Source organism: Kamptonema formosum PCC 10802, assembly GCF_000332335.1.
Classification (GTDB): domain Bacteria; phylum Cyanobacteriota; class Cyanobacteriia; order Cyanobacteriales; family Oscillatoriaceae; genus Oscillatoria.
Map to the genome: position 1 here is coordinate 1,303,968 of NZ_KB235948.1, position 16,793 is coordinate 1,320,760.

Consider the following 16,793-nt stretch of genomic DNA (forward strand, 5'->3'; position numbering starts at 1 on the left):
TTAATTTTCAATTTCAATTTTCAATTTTCAATTTTCAATTTTCAATTGGATTGGTCTGACTGGGCCAATAAACCGGGTTTCTTTTGATCTGAACGCCAAGAAACCCGGTTTCTCTGACCGTCCTATTTTATTGACAAATTCCCTCTGATATGATATGCAACCACTCGGTTCAAAGATGACGCAAGAGGCGATTGCACTTTCTCTCCCAGATGCTGAGGCCACTCGCTCTCTCGGCAGGGCCCTGGGACTGTCCCTGCCGGCTCTCAGCGTGCTTTTACTGCAAGGCGATTTGGGTGCCGGCAAAACCACTCTGGTTCAGGGACTCGCTGAAGGGCTCGGAGTCAGTGAGCCGGTCGTCAGCCCCACGTTCACGCTGATCGGCGAATACCCGGAAGGACGCCTCCCCCTGTACCACCTGGATCTGTACCGCCTCGAACCGGCACAGGTGGCGGCGCTGCACCCAGAACTCTACTGGGAGGGAACCGAAGTGCCGGCGGGCATTGTCGCCATTGAGTGGGCTGACCGGCTCCCCTACCTTCCGCCGGCCTCCCTGCAAATCCGCCTGATTTATCAAGAAAACAGCGGGCGTCTTGCTGAACTGCTGCCGGTGGGGGCTCACATGCCAATTTTGGATTTGGGATTTTAGATAATGGAATTGAAAAAGGTGGCAGTAAAGCTTTTTCAGAGCCAGGGTGAAATACTATAGCAGCAGCCATATAGGGCTAAGTGGCTGCTTCTATATGACACACACGGAAATAGGGAAACACCCGCATAGCCCCTGTAACTGCGCCGGTGTGGGGGCCCAGAACCCCGGTTTCTTTTAGAAACCGGGGTTTTGAAATTTACACGAATGATTTAGACGCTTAATATCACATTTCTAGTCAAATGTCAAGGCTTTGCCGCGAACTCCTGTATTCAGCCGGCCCCTTTCATAAACAATCTCGCCGCCCACAACAGTCACCACCGGCCATCCAGTCAAATTCCAGCCTTCAAAAGGACTCCAGCCGCACTTCGTTAACAGTTCCTCCCGCAAAACAGGCCGGTAAGTGTTCAAATCCACCAGCACCAAATCGGCATCATAGCCCGGTGCAATCGCACCCTTGCGGGGAATCTGGTACGCCTGAGCCACCGCTGCAGACATCCAGTGGGCCACTTGGGCCACCGTACAGCGCCCCTGCGCCGCTTGAGTCAGCATCAGAGGCAGCGAAGTTTCCACCCCGGGCATCCCGGAGGGGGTGTTGGGATACCCTTTAGCCTTTTCCTCCAGGGTGTGGGGCGCGTGATCCGTGGCGATAAAGTCAATCACACCATCCAGCAGCGCTTGCCAGAGGACTTCGTTATCGTGGGGGGAGCGCAAAGGCGGATTCATCTGAGCCAGGGTGCCGATTTTCTCATAAGCGCCGGTATTGAGCAGCAGGTGTTGGGGCGTCACTTCCGCTGTCACCCAGCTTGGCTTGTCCTGGCGCAGCAGTTCCGCTTCCCCAGCGGTGGACATGTGCAGGATGTGCAGGCGGCGGCGGTATTTTTTGGAGAGCTTCAGAGCCAGCCCAGTCGCCTGCAGCGCCGCTTGACTGTCCTGAATTTGCGAGTGAGCGGCTGGATCGGTGACGCCGGCAAACAGCTGCCGGCGCTCCAAGATGCGGGCTTGGTCTTCGGCGTGAACCGCAATCAGCCGGCTGCCGGTGGCAAAGATGGCTTCCAGCGCCGCGTCCCCATCCACCAGCAGCTCCCCGCCCATAGAGCCCATAAAAATCTTAATCCCCGGTGCCGGCCTAGCGCTCAGCAAATCTGGCAGATTCTCTGCCGTCGCCCCAATAAAAAAGCCATAATTGACTAAGCACTTCTGTGCGGCGCGTTGCAGCTTGTCATCCAGAGCCGCCTGCGTGGTGGTGAGAGGGCGCGTGTTTGGCATCTCCAAAAACGACGTCACCCCACCCCTGGCGCAGGCACAGCTGGCTGTAAACAGGTCTTCCTTGTGTTCCAGCCCCGGTTCCCGGAAGTGTACCTGAGGGTCGATGACACCCGGGAGCAGAGTTAGCCCGAGAGCGTCTATCTCTCTATCTGCCGGTGCGACTTCCTCTGACGGGATCTCTGGCGCGACTCGGACAATTTCTCGACCGCGAATTTGGACATCCCCGATCGACAGCTCACCCCCGGGCAAGAGGATGCGGGCGCGACGGATAAACAGACAGGGAGCAGATGCAGAGGACATGGCAATCGTGTTTGACACAACAGTCAAGAGTTACAGCTATATTGATTGTGGCACCCGAACCGAAAGGCCCTCAGAGGGGAATGTTTCTCAGATGCAGAAATTTGCGGCAGCCCCCGGACATGCGGAAACCGGCCAGCGTCTCAGTAAAATACCAGAGACAGTCTATCGCCGGCAGCCATCTCAAATTTAGAGAAAATTTGTACAGTTGCAGACAGCCAAGAATTGAGTTGCCCGAAGGTGGGTAAAGTTGTATCTTGCCTCTGCCCTGTGCTAAAACTCGCTATCATATCGTGCTTGAAAGCCTATGACCCCTTTGCAAGAACAAGTGTCTGAACCCAATTCTGAGAAAAACACTGACAATCCCTGGATAGAGGGAATCAAGACGATTGGGCTGAGCGCCCTTTTGGCGTTTGGGATTCGCACCTTCGTCGCTGAAGCTCGCTATATCCCCTCAGGCTCGATGCTGCCCACCCTGCAGATTAATGACCGGCTGATCGTAGACAAGCTGAGCTACAAGTTCCAAAATCCCCAGCGCGGCGACATTGTGGTTTTCTCGCCTACCGAAACCTTGGAACGCCTCAACTACCACGATGCCTTCATTAAGCGGGTGATCGGTCTGCCTGGGGACAAAGTGGAAGTCAAAGGGGGGCGGGTTTACGTCAATAATCAGCCCCTGCGGGAAAATTATATCCAAGCTGAACCGCAATACCAGTATGGCCCTGTCAACGTTCCAGAAGGCCACTACTTGGTGCTGGGGGATAACCGCAATGAAAGCTACGACAGCCACTACTGGGGTTTTGTCCCCCGCGACCGGATTATTGGCCGGGCTGCCGTTCGCTTCTGGCCCCCCGGTCGCCTGGGCGAACTCGATCCCCAGCCCCTCTATCCGCCGGCAGCGCCGTCGGGCCAGTAAGCTGCGCTGATCGCTACGGCTGACTGAGCCATGTTTGCACGACGCGACCGGTCAGCTGGTGGCCCAGCCAAGAGGTGTTGGCAGATCGGGTTTGAAGGGTTTCAGCTCCGACTTTCCAGGACAGCTGCGGGTCGAAAAGGGTGATTTCGGCGGACTCTCCGGCGGCTAGGCTCGCTGGTTTTTGCTTTAAACAGCTTGCCGGTCCGGTGCTCAACACCCGCCACAGCTCTAAGGCTGTCCACTCGCCGGTTTCTACCAAGCCCCCCCACAGCAGGGGCAGAGCCAGCTCTAAACCAATCGCACCGGGTGGCGCTTCCCCAAAGGCAACGGTTTTCTCTTCGTAGGTGTGGGGAGTGTGATCTATGGCAACCGCATCGATCGCCCCAAGCCGCACCCCTCGCCTGAGCGCCTCCCTGTCCTCTGGGTTTCCCAAAGGCGGTGACAGACGCAATGATGTATTATAGCTCACCAGTGCCTGCGTGTCAAGTAGCAAGTGCAGCCAAGTTGTGCTGGCACTCACCGGCAGACCGCGCTCTTTTGCCTGTTCAATCAGCCTGACGCCGCCAGCGGTGGAGACTCGCATCACGTGCACACAAGTGCCGGTGGCTTCTATCACTTCCAGCAAAGCGGCGAGGGCAGCGGTTTCCGAAATGGCGGGATTCCCCGGCAGCCCGAAGCGAATCGAATCGGGACCCTCGCGCATCACGCCGGTGCTGGCCAGTTCGCGGTGCGATGGCCAGAGAGCCACCGGCAGGCCCAGAGGTTGCAGGTATTCCAGCAGCCGGCGCAGCAGGGCCAGATTTTGCACCGGCAGCCCGTCAGCAAAGCCGGCAGCCCCAGCCGCCGCCAATTCAGCCAGTTCCGCCATTTGCTGCCCTTTGACGCCAACAGTGAGCGCACCCCAAAAATCTATTTTGGAGTTTAGATTTGGGCCCTTCTCACCGGCTCGCAGCGCCGCCACACGAGAGCGGAACAGGGCCAAAACGGCGGGGCTGTCGGCAGGCGGCGTCGTGTCCGGCAAAATCGCCACCCGGGTAAATCCGCCGGCAGCAGCGGCTCTGATCAGCGATTCCAGGGTTTCTCGCTCTTCAAACCCGGGCTCGCCGCTGTGACTGTAGAGGTCTGCCAGTCCGGGACCGAGAACCAATCCCCGGCAATCTCTCACCTGAGTGTCAGCAGGGGGGTGGGGAATTTCAGGGGCGATTTCTTTTATGATGCCACCGGCAATCAGGACATCTGCAATTCGGTCGGTGCCGGTGAGTGGGTCGAGTACCCGTACTTGTTGTAGCAGTTCGCTGTTCATGAACAAAGTGGGATTTTGAACCGCCAAGACGCCAAGATCGCCAAGATAGAGATTGTTATTTTTCTCTGCGTTTTTGGCGTCTAAAGTGGTTATTTTTATTTTTCAGCCCTCTACAGCGCACCGGCTGCTGTCTTGTCGAGGACGCCACCGGCTATGTGAGTGGTGATATTCATGGCTTGCAGCACCGGCGGGCCATCGGCTCCTTTGGGGTAGTCGATAACCGTGACGGCGCAGTTGCCCTGTTTGAAGTTCCAGAAGTGTGCCGGCTCTAAATCGAACAGGTGGCAGAGAACGGCTTTGTTGATAGCGTCGTGGGCGACGACTAGGCCGGTGCTGTTCGGGGCTGCGGCGGCAACGATGGCTCGCCAAGCTGCGATCGCTCGCTCCCACACTTGCTGCAAGTTTTCTCCCTCTGGCATTTGCACGGTTTCTGGGGACTGTTTCCACTGGTGCAACAGCCCGGGAAATTCTCGCTCTATTTCGCTTTCGTATTTGCCTTCCCAGAGTCCGTGACTGATTTCTCTGAGTCCGTCATGGAATTGCAGCTCAACGGACGGGTGGTGCTGGAGGATGATTTCGGCGGTTTCTTTGGGGCGCAGCATGGGGCTGCTGACGGCAAAGTCAATTTGGACGTTTTTGAGAAATTCTGCTGCTTTTTGCGATTGGGCTCTGCCGCTGTCGTTGAGGGGGACGTCGATTTGCCCTTGAAAGCGGCTCTGCCGGTTCCACTCGGTTTCTCCGTGGCGCACGAAGAGCAGGCGTGGCCCTTGGTGATTTTCTCTCGGTTTGGGGAAATTTTCTCCCACATGGGAGGTGAGGTTCATCGATTCCAGCTGCACCGCCGCGCCCAGTCTGGTGGAGGGGAAGTTGAGGACGCTGATGCCGCAGTTGGACTGCTGGATGGAGTGGTAGCTTGCCGGTGGGATGCCAGCGGCTGTGCTGATTAAGGCGCGGTTGATGCCGTTGTGGGCGACGACTAAAATCGTGCCGCCGGCGTGGCGGGGCAGGATTTCTTGCCAGAACTGCTCTGCTTGTTTGTAGATGGCAAGTACGGGAAAGTGCTCATCGCTGCCGGCTTCAGTTGGCACCGGCATCTGGAGCTGGTGGGGGCGTTCTTGCCAGCACTGGTAGTCGTCGGTAAATTTCGCTCTCACATCTGAGCGCAGCATCCCTTCCCAGAGGGGCAGGTCGATTTCCAGGAGCAACTCTTCGGTCTTCAGGGGCGGGGGGCACCCGTCCGCCTGCAACGATGAGAGGATGACCGTTGCGGTTTCTTTTGCCCGCTGCAGGGGGCTGGAGTATATAGCGTCAAAGGTGATGCCGCGCAGGGCGTCAGCGACTTGACGTGCGGTGGCCCGACCGGCTTCTGTGAGTGTGGATGCGTCGAGCCGGCCTTGGATGCGCCGCTCTTGATTAAAGGTGCTTTTGCCGTGACGGAGTAAGATTACGCGAGTGGCCAGGGGTTTATCCTCCTTTTAATCCCGTTGTTCAATCCCGTTGTTCAATCCCGTTGCCGGGATTCATTTTATCGCAGAATCTGTCCCTGATGCGTCACTGTGACTGCGGTTGCTGCTGTCTGTATGCTACACCACACTGGGGCGTAAAAGTCTGGCGCAATTGTGGGACGCCGCCCCTTATGATGGGATACGGGTGACTGAGGCAAGCAAGGGTAAGGGAGGCGGGAATGACACTCAAGCGGCTAATACTAAGTGTGCTGACGGTTGTGGCGCTCGCTCTCGTCAGCCTGGATCTGCTGCACAGCTGGAATCAGCCCCAGATTCAAAGTCGTCTGGAACTGTACCAAACCAATCTGCTGCTGCACGCCGCCGAGTGGCGCAGCCGGGCGGTGGGGGGTGCCGGTTTGGAAACAGCCCGCAACACGCTGATTGGTGAGGATGCCTTTGAAACGGCGCTCAAGCAGTATCAGGAGGCTCGCGAGTCTGCTGAGAAGTCGCTGGAAAAAGCCCGAGCGCAACTGCAAGTGCTGCCAGAGGAAGGGGTGGATCTGCCACCGGCACCCCCGGAGCCTGCACCTGACAAAAGCACTGTCCAAACTGCGCCGAGATCGGAGCGCCAGCAGCTGCAGGTGTCGATTAACAAGCTCAGCGATTTGATTGAGGAGCTGGATCTGCGGCTGGGAATCTTGCAGGCGCACCAGCAGCAGGCGGATGCGGCGCTCAAAACTTGGACGGATTTGCTCTTGCGAAAGCCCTCACGGGCGGATTTGGTGAGAGCAGCTGACGTGCTGGTGGCACTGTGGAGCGAGCCGCCCCGGATCTTGCCCAGTGCGGAGCCGGTGCTGAAACGGCATCTGGATGGGTGGTTCCGCTACCGCGCCCTGTCTCGCCTCTACGAATTGCAGCAGCGCGACAGTGCGCTGGCGGATCTGGAAGCTGAGGAACAGGCAGTAGCTGAGCGAGCTGTGCTGAAATTGGCGATTGTTGGGGGTATCCCGACAGTCGGGTTTGTGGTGGGAGCGGGATTGCTTGTTTTTCTCGCCGTGCAGTGGCTGGTGAAAAAGGAGGAGTCGCTCCTCGCTAAGAATGGGGATGTTGGCTGGGAAACGCCTTGGGATGGGGAAACGATTTGGCAGGTGCTGATTGTTGGCTTTTTCTTTGTCGGACAGATTCTGGTGCCATTGACGCTTCAGCTGTCAAACGCGCTGTTAAAAATTAACCCGGGGGCGCTGGATGTGCGCCTAAAAGCTTTTTATATTCTGGCGAGCTATGTGCTGCTGGCTGGGGGGGGGCTGCTGGTGCTGTACCTGTCTGTGAGGCCGTTTTTGCCGCTTCCAGACGGTTGGTTTCGGGCGGACTGGCGGGGCTCCTGGTTTGTCTGGGGTGCCGGTGGCTATTTTGTGGCGCTCCCGCTGGTGATTGGGGTGTCGCTGCTCAATCAGAGGCTGTGGCAAGGGCAAGGCGGGAGCAATCCGATTCTGCCGATTGCGCTGGAAAATCGGGACAGTGTGGCGCTGGCGGTGTTTTTCTTAACGGCGTCGGTGGCTGCGCCGGTGTTTGAGGAAATTATGTTTCGCGGGTTTTTGCTGCCGTCTCTGACTCGTTATTTGCCGGTTTGGGGGGCGATTGCTGCCAGCAGTTTGCTGTTTGCGGTGGCTCACTTGAATCTGTCGGAAGTTTTGCCTCTGGCGACTTTGGGGGCGGTGTTGGGGTTTGTCTACACGCGCACGCGCAATCTCTTCGCTTCTATGTTGCTGCACAGTTTGTGGAACACCGGCACGCTGCTGAGTCTGTTTTTTCTGGGCAGCGGTTCGGGTTGAGCTAGCGGTTCTAATTGATTTGTGAAAATTCTTTTTTTAAGAACCCGCCGCCGTGAAGGAACGCCAAGGAAAGAGCGGAGAGAGAATTTTACAAATCATTTAGAAGTGCTGTAGAAGTGCCGGTGCCGGGTGAGGGCTGGAGTCAGCGCGAACAGCCGGTCGGGGCGAACAGATATTCGCCGGTGCGGCAAAATTTTCTCGGATGCCTTCACGAGTTCTTCATATTTTAGTGCTAGCTTTCAACAATATCCCCTCTGGTGCGAGCTGATGATTTCGCTTGCGCCAGACGGCGACTGGAAACTCAACAATTTGCTTTTAGGTGTTTTGAGGAGTGTGTGGTGGCGGGTTTAGAGATAAGCGCCTTTTTCATCCTTTGTGAGGTTCACAGAAACCCGGTTTCTTAAAGAAACCGGGTTTCAAAGGGGACAGGGACAGGCGAGACGCCTGTCCTACGTCCTAACCTAAGTGGCGACTGCTCTATCCTTTGTCTCCCACAGCTGGGGCGGGTTTACAGATATCCAATGCTGACAGCAGATATGTCAAGTGAACTCGCCCCTGCGGAGATGAACCCACCCCTACTGCTGTCTGGATCGGGGGTGCCGGCTTGACTCCTAGCAATTATGCCAGGGTGGCGCAACTCCTGACCCGAGGATCGTACTGTGCGGACATTGAAAGGCAAAAAATATGGACACCAATAAATTCCTGGAAGAATATGCAGCGGGAGAGCGCGATTTTCAAGGAGTGTCCCTGCGTCAGGCTGACTTGAGTGGGGCTGACCTCAGCAGGACGAACCTGAGTCGGGCTGACTTGAGTGGGGCTGACCTCAGCGGCGCTAACCTGAGCGGGGCGGACATGAATCGGGCTAACATGACTGATGCTGACCTGAGTGGGGCGGACCTGAGCGGGGCTGACTTGAGTCACGTCAATTTTATTGCAGCGGATCTGATTAGCGCTAACCTGGAGGGAGCCTGTCTGAAAGCTGCTGACATGCGCAGCGCTAATCTGGTTCGGGCTAATTTGGCAGGGGCGAACTTGATGGGGGCGGACATCGGCGGTGCCGATCTCAGTGGGGCTAATTTGACTGAGGCGAACCTGATGGGAGCCGAAATGACGGGTGCTGAACTGATGGGGGCTGCTGTAGAAGGGGCGAAGTGGAGTGCGCCAGACGAAAGTGACGCCGTGATGTTTGATTTTATCTCCCACAAATGGGTGAGTTGGAGCGGGAGTCGCTGAGCGACGGGAACCCCACCCCCCCAGGGGTGGGGTTCATCTCCCCCATGCCCCATGCGCCATGCCCCATGCCCAATTTTAATAGTGGCTGCCGGTTTTGCGATAGTGTACGGCTGTGACACCGGCATCCTGTAGCAAATGGCCATTTTCAACAACGGCGTACACCACCCAGTGATCGCCACAGTCCATGCGGTTTTGCACACTGCATTCCAGATAGGCAAGTGCGTCGCTGAGGATTGGGCAGCCGTTCTGCGCTTCTTTGGTTTCCACACCGGCAAACCGGTCTTCCCCTGGCGCAAAATTCTTCATAAAGTGCTTGCGCAGCTGTTTGCCCTCTGCTAAAATGTTTAAAACAAATTTGTCTCCCGTGTGCGTCAGAGATTCAAGGGCGCGGTCTTTTGCAACCGCAACAGTAACCCCCGGCGGATTAAATGTCGCCTGAGAAACCCAAGAAGCAAGCATCGCACTGGTAATATCTCCCCGGCGGGCTGACATCACGCAAAGTGAGCCAACAATCCGCCCCACGGCTTGTGCGGTGCGGTCAGCTTGCGAGGCGCTTGCGGACTGTCGGGGGGCGCGAAGTCTCTGGGCTTTTTTCAAGGCTTGGGCAAAATCAATCCCAATTTCTTTGCTCTGTTGCAAGGTGACATCGGTGGGTTTGAATTTGACGCGGATGGATTCAAAGCCCAATTTATAGCCGGCGTCGAGCAATTTGCTTTCTATCAAGTCAACGGCTTCCCCACTCCACCCGTAGGAACCAAAGACGCCGGCAAGTTTGTTTTTGGACGCGGTGGAGAGGACAATCCCCAAGGCGGTTTGAATTGGGGTGGGCGCGTGACCTCCCAGGGTGGGCGAACCGATGATAAACCCGTCGCATTTTTCCACGGCGCTTTGAATTTCTGCCGGTTCTGTGGCTTCGCAATTAATCAATTCTACCGCCACACCGGCTTTTGTGATTCCCTTGGCGAGCGCGTCCGCGAGTGTGGCTGTGTTACCATAGGCTGACGCATAAAGTAGGGCAACGGTCAATTCTTTGGAATTTTGCTCCTCACTCCACTTGCGGTACAGGTGGGTGAGTTCTGTCAGCCCGTAGCGCACCATTGGACCGTGACCTGGCGCATAAAATTTTACCGGCAAGCCGGCAATTTTGTCAAGGGCGGAGAGGACTTGTTTGGCTTGTGAGGCGTGCAAGCAGTCGTAGTAAAAGCGCCGGTCCTCACTGTAGATTGACCACCCCTCATCGAATACTTGGTCGCCGCAGGTATGGGCACCGTAAAATTTATCGGTGAACAGAATTTGCGTTTTCGGATCGTAAGTTAAAAGACCGTCTGGCCACCGGGGAGTCGGCGTGGTGATGAATTGCAGCGCGTGTCCTTTGCCGAGATCGAGAGTGTCTTCCCCGCGCACGACATCAATCTTCAATTCCTGAGCTTCAAAAACCTGCCGCAGTGCTATTGCGGCGGGGTTCGAGCAAACAAAAGTCACCCGAGGTGCCAATTCCAGCAGAGCTTTCAGGGTGGCACCCCGGTTCGGGTTGAAGTGTCCGAGAATGACGTAATCTAGCTCGCTCAGGTCGAGGCGCTGCTGCAAGGATTCCAGATAATTCTCTGTGAACGATTCGCCCGGCGGGTCAATCAGAGCGATTCTGTCCGCTTCGATGAGGAAGGAATTGGCGGTAGTCCCGCGCTGCAAGCTGTACTCGACTTCAAATTTGAGCCGGTCCCAAGTGCGCGAGCGGAACACTTTGGTATCTTCTGCAACGGTGACAGCCTGTACGTCTCTTTTTTTGGTTTGTGACATGTGAGGAGTGAGGGGGGAAAACTTGGTGTTTTTATTATACCAAAATAGTGCCGGTCGCGAGGCGATGTTTTTGCGGCTGTGGGCCCAGACCCCCGGTTTCTTTAAGAAACCGGGGGTCTGAAATTTCCCCGAAGGTTATTGACGCGGTATATTCATTTTCTGCTGCGCAGGCGTCAGGGCTCTGCCAGAAAAATATAGCGGTTTTCAGGAGGGTGAAGATAGCCCCAGAAACCGGGTTTCTCAAAGAAACCCGGTTTCTCATTGGCATTGAATGAATGCCGAAATATCTGCAACGCAGAACAGGGCCATCACCCTCAAGGACAGGCAAGATGCCTGTCCTACGGGGGTTAGTAGTGATTTCCAACTTTGCGGTGGTGGACTGCCGGCAGTGCGTCTGGATTGCTAACGCGCCCAGAATCGACAACTGCGTAAACAATATGGTGGTCAGAAAGCTCCATCCGGCTGGCGACTTCGCACTCCAGATAAGCCACGGCATCTGTTAGAATCGGACAGCCATTGCTTGCCGGCTGCGTTCTCACACCGGCAAAGCGATCCGCACCAGGCCCAAAGCGCTTCAAGAAGTGCTTCATCAGAGCTTGGTAGTTATCTTCGGCGAGGACGTTGAGAACGAATTTGTCGCCAGCGTGCATGAGCGCTTCAATCGCCCGGTCTTTGGCAACGGCGATTGTTATTCCCAAAGGTTGGAAGCTCGCCTGAACGATCCAAGACGCCAGCATGGCGCTGCTCATGTCGCCTTTCTTGGCGGTGATGATATAAAGCCCCCCGCTGAGCCGGCCCAGGGCTTTGTCCAGCTCGTTATCGAGCGATTTCATCTGCTTCACGGTTTTGTCCCGCGTCAGCCACTGCCCCAAGTCGGTGCCGGCTTCTTCGCAAAGCTGGTACGTTGCTTCCGTGGGCGTTTCCTTGATCAAAATCGCCGGAAATGCCTCTTTCAGACCCAACTCTTTGAACTTGTTGCGCAGGGGATAAACCGACAGGTCATCTCCGCCGCCAGATTCAAACAAACCGACGGCTTGCTTGCTATTGGCTGCAACCAAGAGGGTGCCGATCGCCGCTTCCGCTGCTGCCGCACCGGCACCCGACACGGGCGGCGCACCAATGACAATGCCGGCAGCCCCCTCAACCAGCTCCCGCACTTCCTGCGGCTCAGCTGTCTTGATATCCATCATTTCCACGGCGACTCCGGTTTTTGTGATGCCGTGGGCGAGCGCTTGGGAGAGGCGATCGCTGTAGCCGTAATCCGAGTAGTAAAATACTGCAACCGTCGTTCCGGCCTTGGTTTGCTCTTGGCTCCATTTCTTGTAACGCCCGGTGAGTTCGACCACATTGTGGCGCAGCAAGGGCCCGTGGCCAGTGGCGATGGTGCTGATTTCTCCGAGTTCCCCCATCCGCTTCATGGCGCTGAGCACCGAGCGGGCGTTGGGAGCCATCAGGCACTCGTAATAGAACTGGTAGTCCTCCTCAATCTCGGCTAAATCCTCGTCGTAGGTTTTATCCGAGCAGTAGTGCATGCCAAAGGCGTCGCAGGTGAACAGCGTCTGCGTCTTGGCGTCGTAGGTAAAGATTGTATCTGGCCAGTGCAGGTTGGGCGCGGACACGAATTCCAGGACGTGGTCATTGCCCAAATCTAGCTTGTCGCCATTTTTCACCAACTGCTTCTTAAAGGGCTGGTGCACCAAATTTTCTAAAAACTGAATCGCCACTTTTGCGCCCACCACGGTGGCTTGGGGAGCCAGCTGCAGGACATCTTTGACCAAGCCGCTGTGATCCGGCTCGGTGTGGCTGATTATCAGGTAATCTATCTCGGCTGGGTCGATGAGGCCGGTGAGGGTGTCCAGATACAGCTGGCGGAACTTTTCATGAGATGTGTCCACCAGGGCGATCCTCTCACCCCGAATCAGGAATGAATTGTATGTGGTGCCGTTTTTCAGCCCAAATTCAATGTCGAAGCGATCGCGATCCCAGTCCAGGGAGCGAATCGTCGTCGTGTCAGCTGCGATTTCGCCCGTCTCTATGGTCAGCCGGCGAACTGTGCGGTCTGCAAGCACTACCATCAGTGGCCTCCTGTTGAGCGACCCATTTTTACGTTACTTCACATATTGTTACATGACTTTCATCGACTTTCATCAAGCGGTGCTATAAAAAAACCTATAGTTGGGTTAAGAATTCTCAATTTATCGGCAGCGGGCGGGGGCTGCGCTGGCATTTTAAGTACAAAAGGGAAAAAATGTCAATACCTGACCGGCTGCCGGTGTCACCAGGAGACTGACATCTTGCATCGGGGTAACTGTAAGTCTGCGGTGACAGCTTTCCAGCACTCCCCTCACCCGTCAGGGTGAGGCGAAGGCAACCTTTCCCCCGCCCCCGAGCCCACTCCCCACAGCAACCGGCTCACCGTTCGCAGTTGGGCTGAAGCCCAAAAGTTGCGCAGTTGGGCTTCAGCCCAAAAGCCCAAAAGTTGCGCAGTTGGGCTTTAGCCCTATCGCGCTCTGGAAGGAGCGGGCGCGAGCGTGCCGTGTGCGCCGCACAAGGGTGCTGGGGAATGGTGAGCAATCAAACCCACAAGAGGTCAAAACCAGCAATTGATAATCCTCATGCTTCGCCCTCACCAGGGGAGTTTCAAAAACAGCATGCTGCCGGTGAAAACAGTGTCAGTTAGGTTGCGGGCCGGTGCCGCACAGAGCAGCTAAAAAGCGGCATATCTTAAATTATAGCTGACAAAACGGCGTTTTGCCAGAGGTCTGTTCCCTCACTCAGCTTAAGGCACGCCGGCAGCCATCCCCCACAGAAGGAATGATGGATACTGAAAGCGGGATAAGCTAAAATGGGTAGGGAGCACTCTAATCACAGTCAAACACACTGATTGGGAGAAAAATGTTAAACTCAGTTGAAGGGATTTACCGGGATGGCAAGGTTGAGTTATTGGAAACGCCGGCGTCAATCAAGTCAGCGCGAGTAATTGTCACTTTTCTGCCGGCACAAGGCTCGGCAGACTTGGAAGCTCGTGGCATAAATCAGGAACAAGCCGCCGACTTGCGATCTCGCCTGCGGACGTTTGCAGAGGATTGGGAGCGACCTGATATGGAGGCTTACGATGCCTTATAATCGCGGTGACGTAGTGCTGGTTCTGTTTCCCAATTCAGACCTGCGTACTGCGAAACGCCGTCCGGCGCTGAGAGTTCAGGCTGACAGTCTGGGTGCGGGTCCCGGACAGACTATTGTGGCAATGATTACTAGCAATCTAGCCCGTGCGGGACATCCCAGCCGGGTCTTGGTAACGCTTGCAACACCAGAAGGACAGCAAACGGGATTGCTCGCGGACTCGGTAATTGTGGCGGACAATCTTGTTACTGTCCTTCAAGTTGAAATTGACCGAAAAATAGGTGTTTGGTCAGATATGCCGGCGGTGGATGCCGCACTCCGGCATACATTAGGACTTTAAGCAGCACTTGCTTTTTAGCAAAGCCGGTGCCGGCGGGCAATTTTGGGTGCCGGCATTCTGGCCGGCTGGCAGCGATAGCGGCTGCCCGAGCAATCCTAAAAAAATATTAAGCTTTAGCTAAAGCGGTTGACTTTGTGAGCGTCCTGATATACAAAAAAATGGGATGCGCCCCTAGGCGTTCGAGCCCACCGGCAATTCAACAATAAACTCAGCACCTTCCCCCGGTTGGCTGACGCAGAGAATCCTCCCCCCGTGACCTTTAACAATCACCTGATAGCAAATCGACAGTCCCAAGCCGGTGCCCTCTCCCACCGGCTTGGTGGTGAAAAACGGGTCAAAAATCCGGCCTATAATCTCTGGGGGAACCCCCGCACCGCTATCGCGAATCGAAACCGCCACCCAGCCGCTTGTCTGCGCCAGCGTGCGAACGGTCACCTCCCCAGAGCTGCCGGCGGCCTCAACCGCATCCAAAGCGTTATTCAGCAAGTTGAAAAACACCTGATTGATGTGGCCGGCGCAACAGAACACCGGCGGCAGTTTGCCGTATTCTTTGCGAATGTGAATCCCCGATTTCAGCCGGTGCTGCAGCATGCCGAGGCTGCTCTCTATCCCCTCGTGCAGGTCTACCACTTTGAATTCCGCTTCATCCAGGCGGCAAAAATTCCGCAGCAACCGCACAATTTCTCGAATCCGACCGCTCCCTTCCTCCATTGATTCGAGTATTTTGGGAAAATCTTCCCGAATGTAATCTAGCTCGACCTCATCATTAAACCGAGCCAGCGCTGCAGCTGCTTCCGGGCAAGCCTCAGCGATCGAGTCAATCCCCCCACTCAAAGTTTCAACATACTCCCGAGCGTAAGGGAGATTGGCGTGAATAAAATTGTTAGCGTTGTTGATTTCGTGAGCGATGCCGGCCACCATTTGCCCCAAACTGGACATCTTCTCGCTCTGAATCAGCTGCAGCTGAGTCGAGCGCAATTCTTCTAAAGTCGCTTGCAGCTGCTCCGCTTGAGCTTGGTATTTAGCAGCGCTATCTTGCACTTGCGCGTAGAGTTCAGCTTGCCCGATGGCTATCGCTATCTGATCTGCCAGATCGCGCAGCAAATCTGTTTCGCACGACTGCCACCGGCGGGTGCTGCGGCACTCATGGGCAATCAGCAGCCCCCACAACTTCTCGCCAATCATCACCGGCACAATCAAATTAGCCCTCACCTGCAACCGCTGCAAAAAGTTGACATGGCAGGGATCTAAACCGGCGCTGTGAATGTCATGAATCGCTCTGACACGCCCTTCTTGGTACAGGTGGGCGTACTCCCCAGAAAAACAGTCGTCCGCACCCATATCCCCCAAGACAGACAGCCAAGGGCGGGTGACATCCTCAACCACGACAGTTCCCTGCCAGTCTTCCTTAAACTGGTAGATCGCCACCCGATCGGTATCCAGCAGCTCTCGCACCCCCCGCACCGCTGTTTGGAGAATCATCCCTAAATCCAGGGTGCTGCGAATTTGCTGGATAACCAAGCGCAACAGCGACTCTCGCTCCGCTTGCCTGCGACTTTCAGTGTAAAGCAGCGCTTGGTTAATCGCGATAGCCAGCTGACCGGCAACCCCTTCCAGAAGTTGCCGCTCCCACTCTGTCCACTCCCGCTCCCGGTCGCACTGGTGCAGCCCAATTATCCCATTGACTCGCCCCTGGTAGCGAGTGGCGACAGCCAGCATCGACCGAATCCCCAAAGCTTTTACCAGTTCTTTCGTCCCCTCGCCCAGTCCCGGAAATTCCAGAAACCGAGTCACCGCCAGCGGCTCCGACTGAGCCATCAGCACTTGCAGGTGAGGGTTGTCCGCCACCGGCACCTTGACGCCCAACTGCACCGGATAGTCGCCCGGGTTGTACTCCCCCCTGGTGGTGAGGGTTTCTCCCTCCAGGGACTCCTTAACCAGAATGCTAACGCGACTGCAGTTGAGGGCAACCCCCAGCAACCGGCAAGCTGAGTTGAGGACTTCTTCGAGATCCAGCGTGCTGCGGATCTGATTGTTGATCTCGTTGAGCAAGCGTGACAGCTCAACTTGCTGTTGCAGTTGCGCTAGAGCAGCTTGTCCCTCGCCCTCTTCCGGATTGGGCCCGAAACCGGGCATCCATGAATTTGACCTCGGCCAGGGACAGAAAGGTGCGCATACTTCAGGAGACATAAGACTTTGCATGAGGAGCGCGGCGAATTGAACCCTTCTAGCAGCAGCTTGCTACTGTTTCTCGTATCTTAACAAAGACTTTAATATTTAGCTCGCGAACAAGCCCGCACTCAAAATCCCACAGCAATCAAAAAAATCGGCTTTCTTCGAGCAGTTCAAAGGAGCTAGCGGGGTTTCCCACAGCCAGAAACCCCCTGTCTCGCCCTGCCTCAGAATTTTGAGTGCGGGAACTTCGTTTTTCCTTTGGGGTCACGGCTTTAACTTTCACAAGAGCGAGATTCTCTGTCTTCAAAAAATTTAGTTAAATATTTTATAGTAGCCGATTTTGGCCCAAGAATCAATACTATTTGATAAATTGGCCAGACTCCTGAGGCGAGACCCCAGCAATGATTGTATGGAAGCTCA

At 55.7% G+C, this 16,793-nt stretch carries 13 protein-coding genes; 7 read left to right on the forward strand and 6 right to left on the reverse strand.

Translation table 11 applies throughout. From position 1 onward, the window contains the following. Window positions 1-154 precede the first annotated feature (154 nt). A complete protein-coding gene (tsaE, locus tag OSC10802_RS0105540; protein WP_017715788.1) occupies window positions 155-646 on the forward strand; it encodes a tRNA (adenosine(37)-N6)-threonylcarbamoyltransferase complex ATPase subunit type 1 TsaE in 492 nt (163 codons plus the stop codon). A gap of 231 nt (window positions 647-877) precedes the next feature. Here tsaE and OSC10802_RS0105545 read toward each other — a convergent pair whose 3' ends face one another. After that, complete coding sequence (locus tag OSC10802_RS0105545; RefSeq protein WP_017715789.1) at window positions 878-2,212, reverse strand: dihydroorotase; 1,335 nt, start codon at window positions 2,210-2,212, stop codon at window positions 878-880. Between OSC10802_RS0105545 and OSC10802_RS0105550 the strand changes: the two genes are divergently transcribed. Further along, window positions 2,211-2,402, forward strand: a complete 192-nt coding sequence (locus OSC10802_RS0105550) for a hypothetical protein (RefSeq protein ID WP_017715790.1) — start codon at window positions 2,211-2,213, stop codon at window positions 2,400-2,402. The two genes, OSC10802_RS0105545 and OSC10802_RS0105550, sit on opposite strands and share 2 nt — an antisense overlap. Window positions 2,403-2,516: 114 nt before the next feature. Beyond that, window positions 2,517-3,125: a signal peptidase I gene (gene lepB, locus OSC10802_RS0105555; protein WP_017715791.1), complete on the forward strand. Its 609-nt coding sequence runs from the start codon at window positions 2,517-2,519 to the stop codon at window positions 3,123-3,125. A gap of 13 nt (window positions 3,126-3,138) precedes the next feature. On the opposite strand, the gene OSC10802_RS0105560 is transcribed toward lepB, so the two are convergent. Together OSC10802_RS0105560 and OSC10802_RS0105565 are read right to left on the reverse strand one after the other, a co-directional pair. Further along, window positions 3,139-4,428, reverse strand: coding sequence for a dihydroorotase (locus tag OSC10802_RS0105560; RefSeq protein WP_026098196.1), 1,290 nt, complete (start codon window positions 4,426-4,428; stop codon window positions 3,139-3,141). A 110-nt stretch (window positions 4,429-4,538) separates the two neighbouring features. Continuing rightward, on the reverse strand, window positions 4,539-5,888 hold the full coding sequence (locus tag OSC10802_RS0105565; RefSeq protein ID WP_026098197.1) for a histidine phosphatase family protein: 1,350 nt from the start codon (window positions 5,886-5,888) through the stop codon (window positions 4,539-4,541). Window positions 5,889-6,112: 224 nt separating this feature from the next. On the opposite strand from OSC10802_RS0105565, the gene OSC10802_RS0105570 reads away from it, so the two are divergent. Further along, window positions 6,113-7,705: a CPBP family intramembrane glutamic endopeptidase gene (locus OSC10802_RS0105570; protein ID WP_017715794.1), complete on the forward strand. Its 1,593-nt coding sequence runs from the start codon at window positions 6,113-6,115 to the stop codon at window positions 7,703-7,705. Between the two features lie 684 nt (window positions 7,706-8,389). Then, window positions 8,390-8,938 (forward strand): pentapeptide repeat-containing protein, encoded by a 549-nt coding sequence (locus tag OSC10802_RS0105575; protein WP_017715796.1) that lies wholly within the window; start codon window positions 8,390-8,392, stop codon window positions 8,936-8,938. Between the two features lie 75 nt (window positions 8,939-9,013). Here the strand turns inward: OSC10802_RS0105575 and OSC10802_RS0105580 are convergent, their stop codons facing one another. Both OSC10802_RS0105580 and OSC10802_RS0105590 read right to left on the reverse strand, forming a co-directional pair. Then, complete coding sequence (locus OSC10802_RS0105580) at window positions 9,014-10,735, reverse strand: diflavin flavoprotein (protein ID WP_017715797.1); 1,722 nt, start codon at window positions 10,733-10,735, stop codon at window positions 9,014-9,016. A gap of 347 nt (window positions 10,736-11,082) precedes the next feature. Continuing rightward, a complete protein-coding gene (locus OSC10802_RS0105590) occupies window positions 11,083-12,810 on the reverse strand; it encodes a diflavin flavoprotein (protein WP_017715799.1) in 1,728 nt (575 codons plus the stop codon). Between the two features lie 820 nt (window positions 12,811-13,630). Here OSC10802_RS0105590 and OSC10802_RS0105595 point away from each other — a divergent pair. Continuing rightward, entirely contained in the window at window positions 13,631-13,861 is a 231-nt protein-coding gene (locus OSC10802_RS0105595; RefSeq protein ID WP_017715800.1) for a hypothetical protein, read from the forward strand. Continuing rightward, window positions 13,851-14,198 (forward strand): type II toxin-antitoxin system PemK/MazF family toxin, encoded by a 348-nt coding sequence (locus OSC10802_RS0105600; RefSeq protein WP_017715801.1) that lies wholly within the window; start codon window positions 13,851-13,853, stop codon window positions 14,196-14,198. The genes OSC10802_RS0105595 and OSC10802_RS0105600 overlap by 11 nt, the downstream gene beginning before the upstream one ends. Window positions 14,199-14,369: 171 nt before the next feature. On the opposite strand, the gene OSC10802_RS0105605 is transcribed toward OSC10802_RS0105600, so the two are convergent. Then, entirely contained in the window at window positions 14,370-16,334 is a 1,965-nt protein-coding gene (locus OSC10802_RS0105605) for a GAF domain-containing sensor histidine kinase (RefSeq protein ID WP_017715802.1), read from the reverse strand. Window positions 16,335-16,793 lie beyond the last annotated feature (459 nt).

Bases quoted from the DNA above. Each gene is read 5' to 3' on its own strand.
- OSC10802_RS0105550 (WP_017715790.1), top strand. From the start codon at position 2,211: ATGGCAATCGTGTTTGACACAACAGTCAAGAGTTACAGCTATATTGAT.
- lepB (WP_017715791.1), top strand. From the start codon at position 2,517: ATGACCCCTTTGCAAGAACAAGTGTCTGAACCCAATTCTGAGAAAAAC.
- OSC10802_RS0105570 (WP_017715794.1), top strand. From the start codon at position 6,113: ATGACACTCAAGCGGCTAATACTAAGTGTGCTGACGGTTGTGGCGCTC.
- OSC10802_RS0105590 (WP_017715799.1), bottom strand. From the start codon at position 12,810: ATGGTAGTGCTTGCAGACCGCACAGTTCGCCGGCTGACCATAGAGACG.
- OSC10802_RS0105545 (WP_017715789.1), bottom strand. From the start codon at position 2,212: ATGTCCTCTGCATCTGCTCCCTGTCTGTTTATCCGTCGCGCCCGCATC.
- OSC10802_RS0105600 (WP_017715801.1), top strand. From the start codon at position 13,851: ATGCCTTATAATCGCGGTGACGTAGTGCTGGTTCTGTTTCCCAATTCA.
- OSC10802_RS0105595 (WP_017715800.1), top strand. From the start codon at position 13,631: ATGTTAAACTCAGTTGAAGGGATTTACCGGGATGGCAAGGTTGAGTTA.
- OSC10802_RS0105575 (WP_017715796.1), top strand. From the start codon at position 8,390: ATGGACACCAATAAATTCCTGGAAGAATATGCAGCGGGAGAGCGCGAT.
- OSC10802_RS0105580 (WP_017715797.1), bottom strand. From the start codon at position 10,735: ATGTCACAAACCAAAAAAAGAGACGTACAGGCTGTCACCGTTGCAGAA.
- OSC10802_RS0105605 (WP_017715802.1), bottom strand. From the start codon at position 16,334: ATGCCCGGTTTCGGGCCCAATCCGGAAGAGGGCGAGGGACAAGCTGCT.
- tsaE (WP_017715788.1), top strand. From the start codon at position 155: ATGCAACCACTCGGTTCAAAGATGACGCAAGAGGCGATTGCACTTTCT.
- OSC10802_RS0105560 (WP_026098196.1), bottom strand. From the start codon at position 4,428: ATGAACAGCGAACTGCTACAACAAGTACGGGTACTCGACCCACTCACC.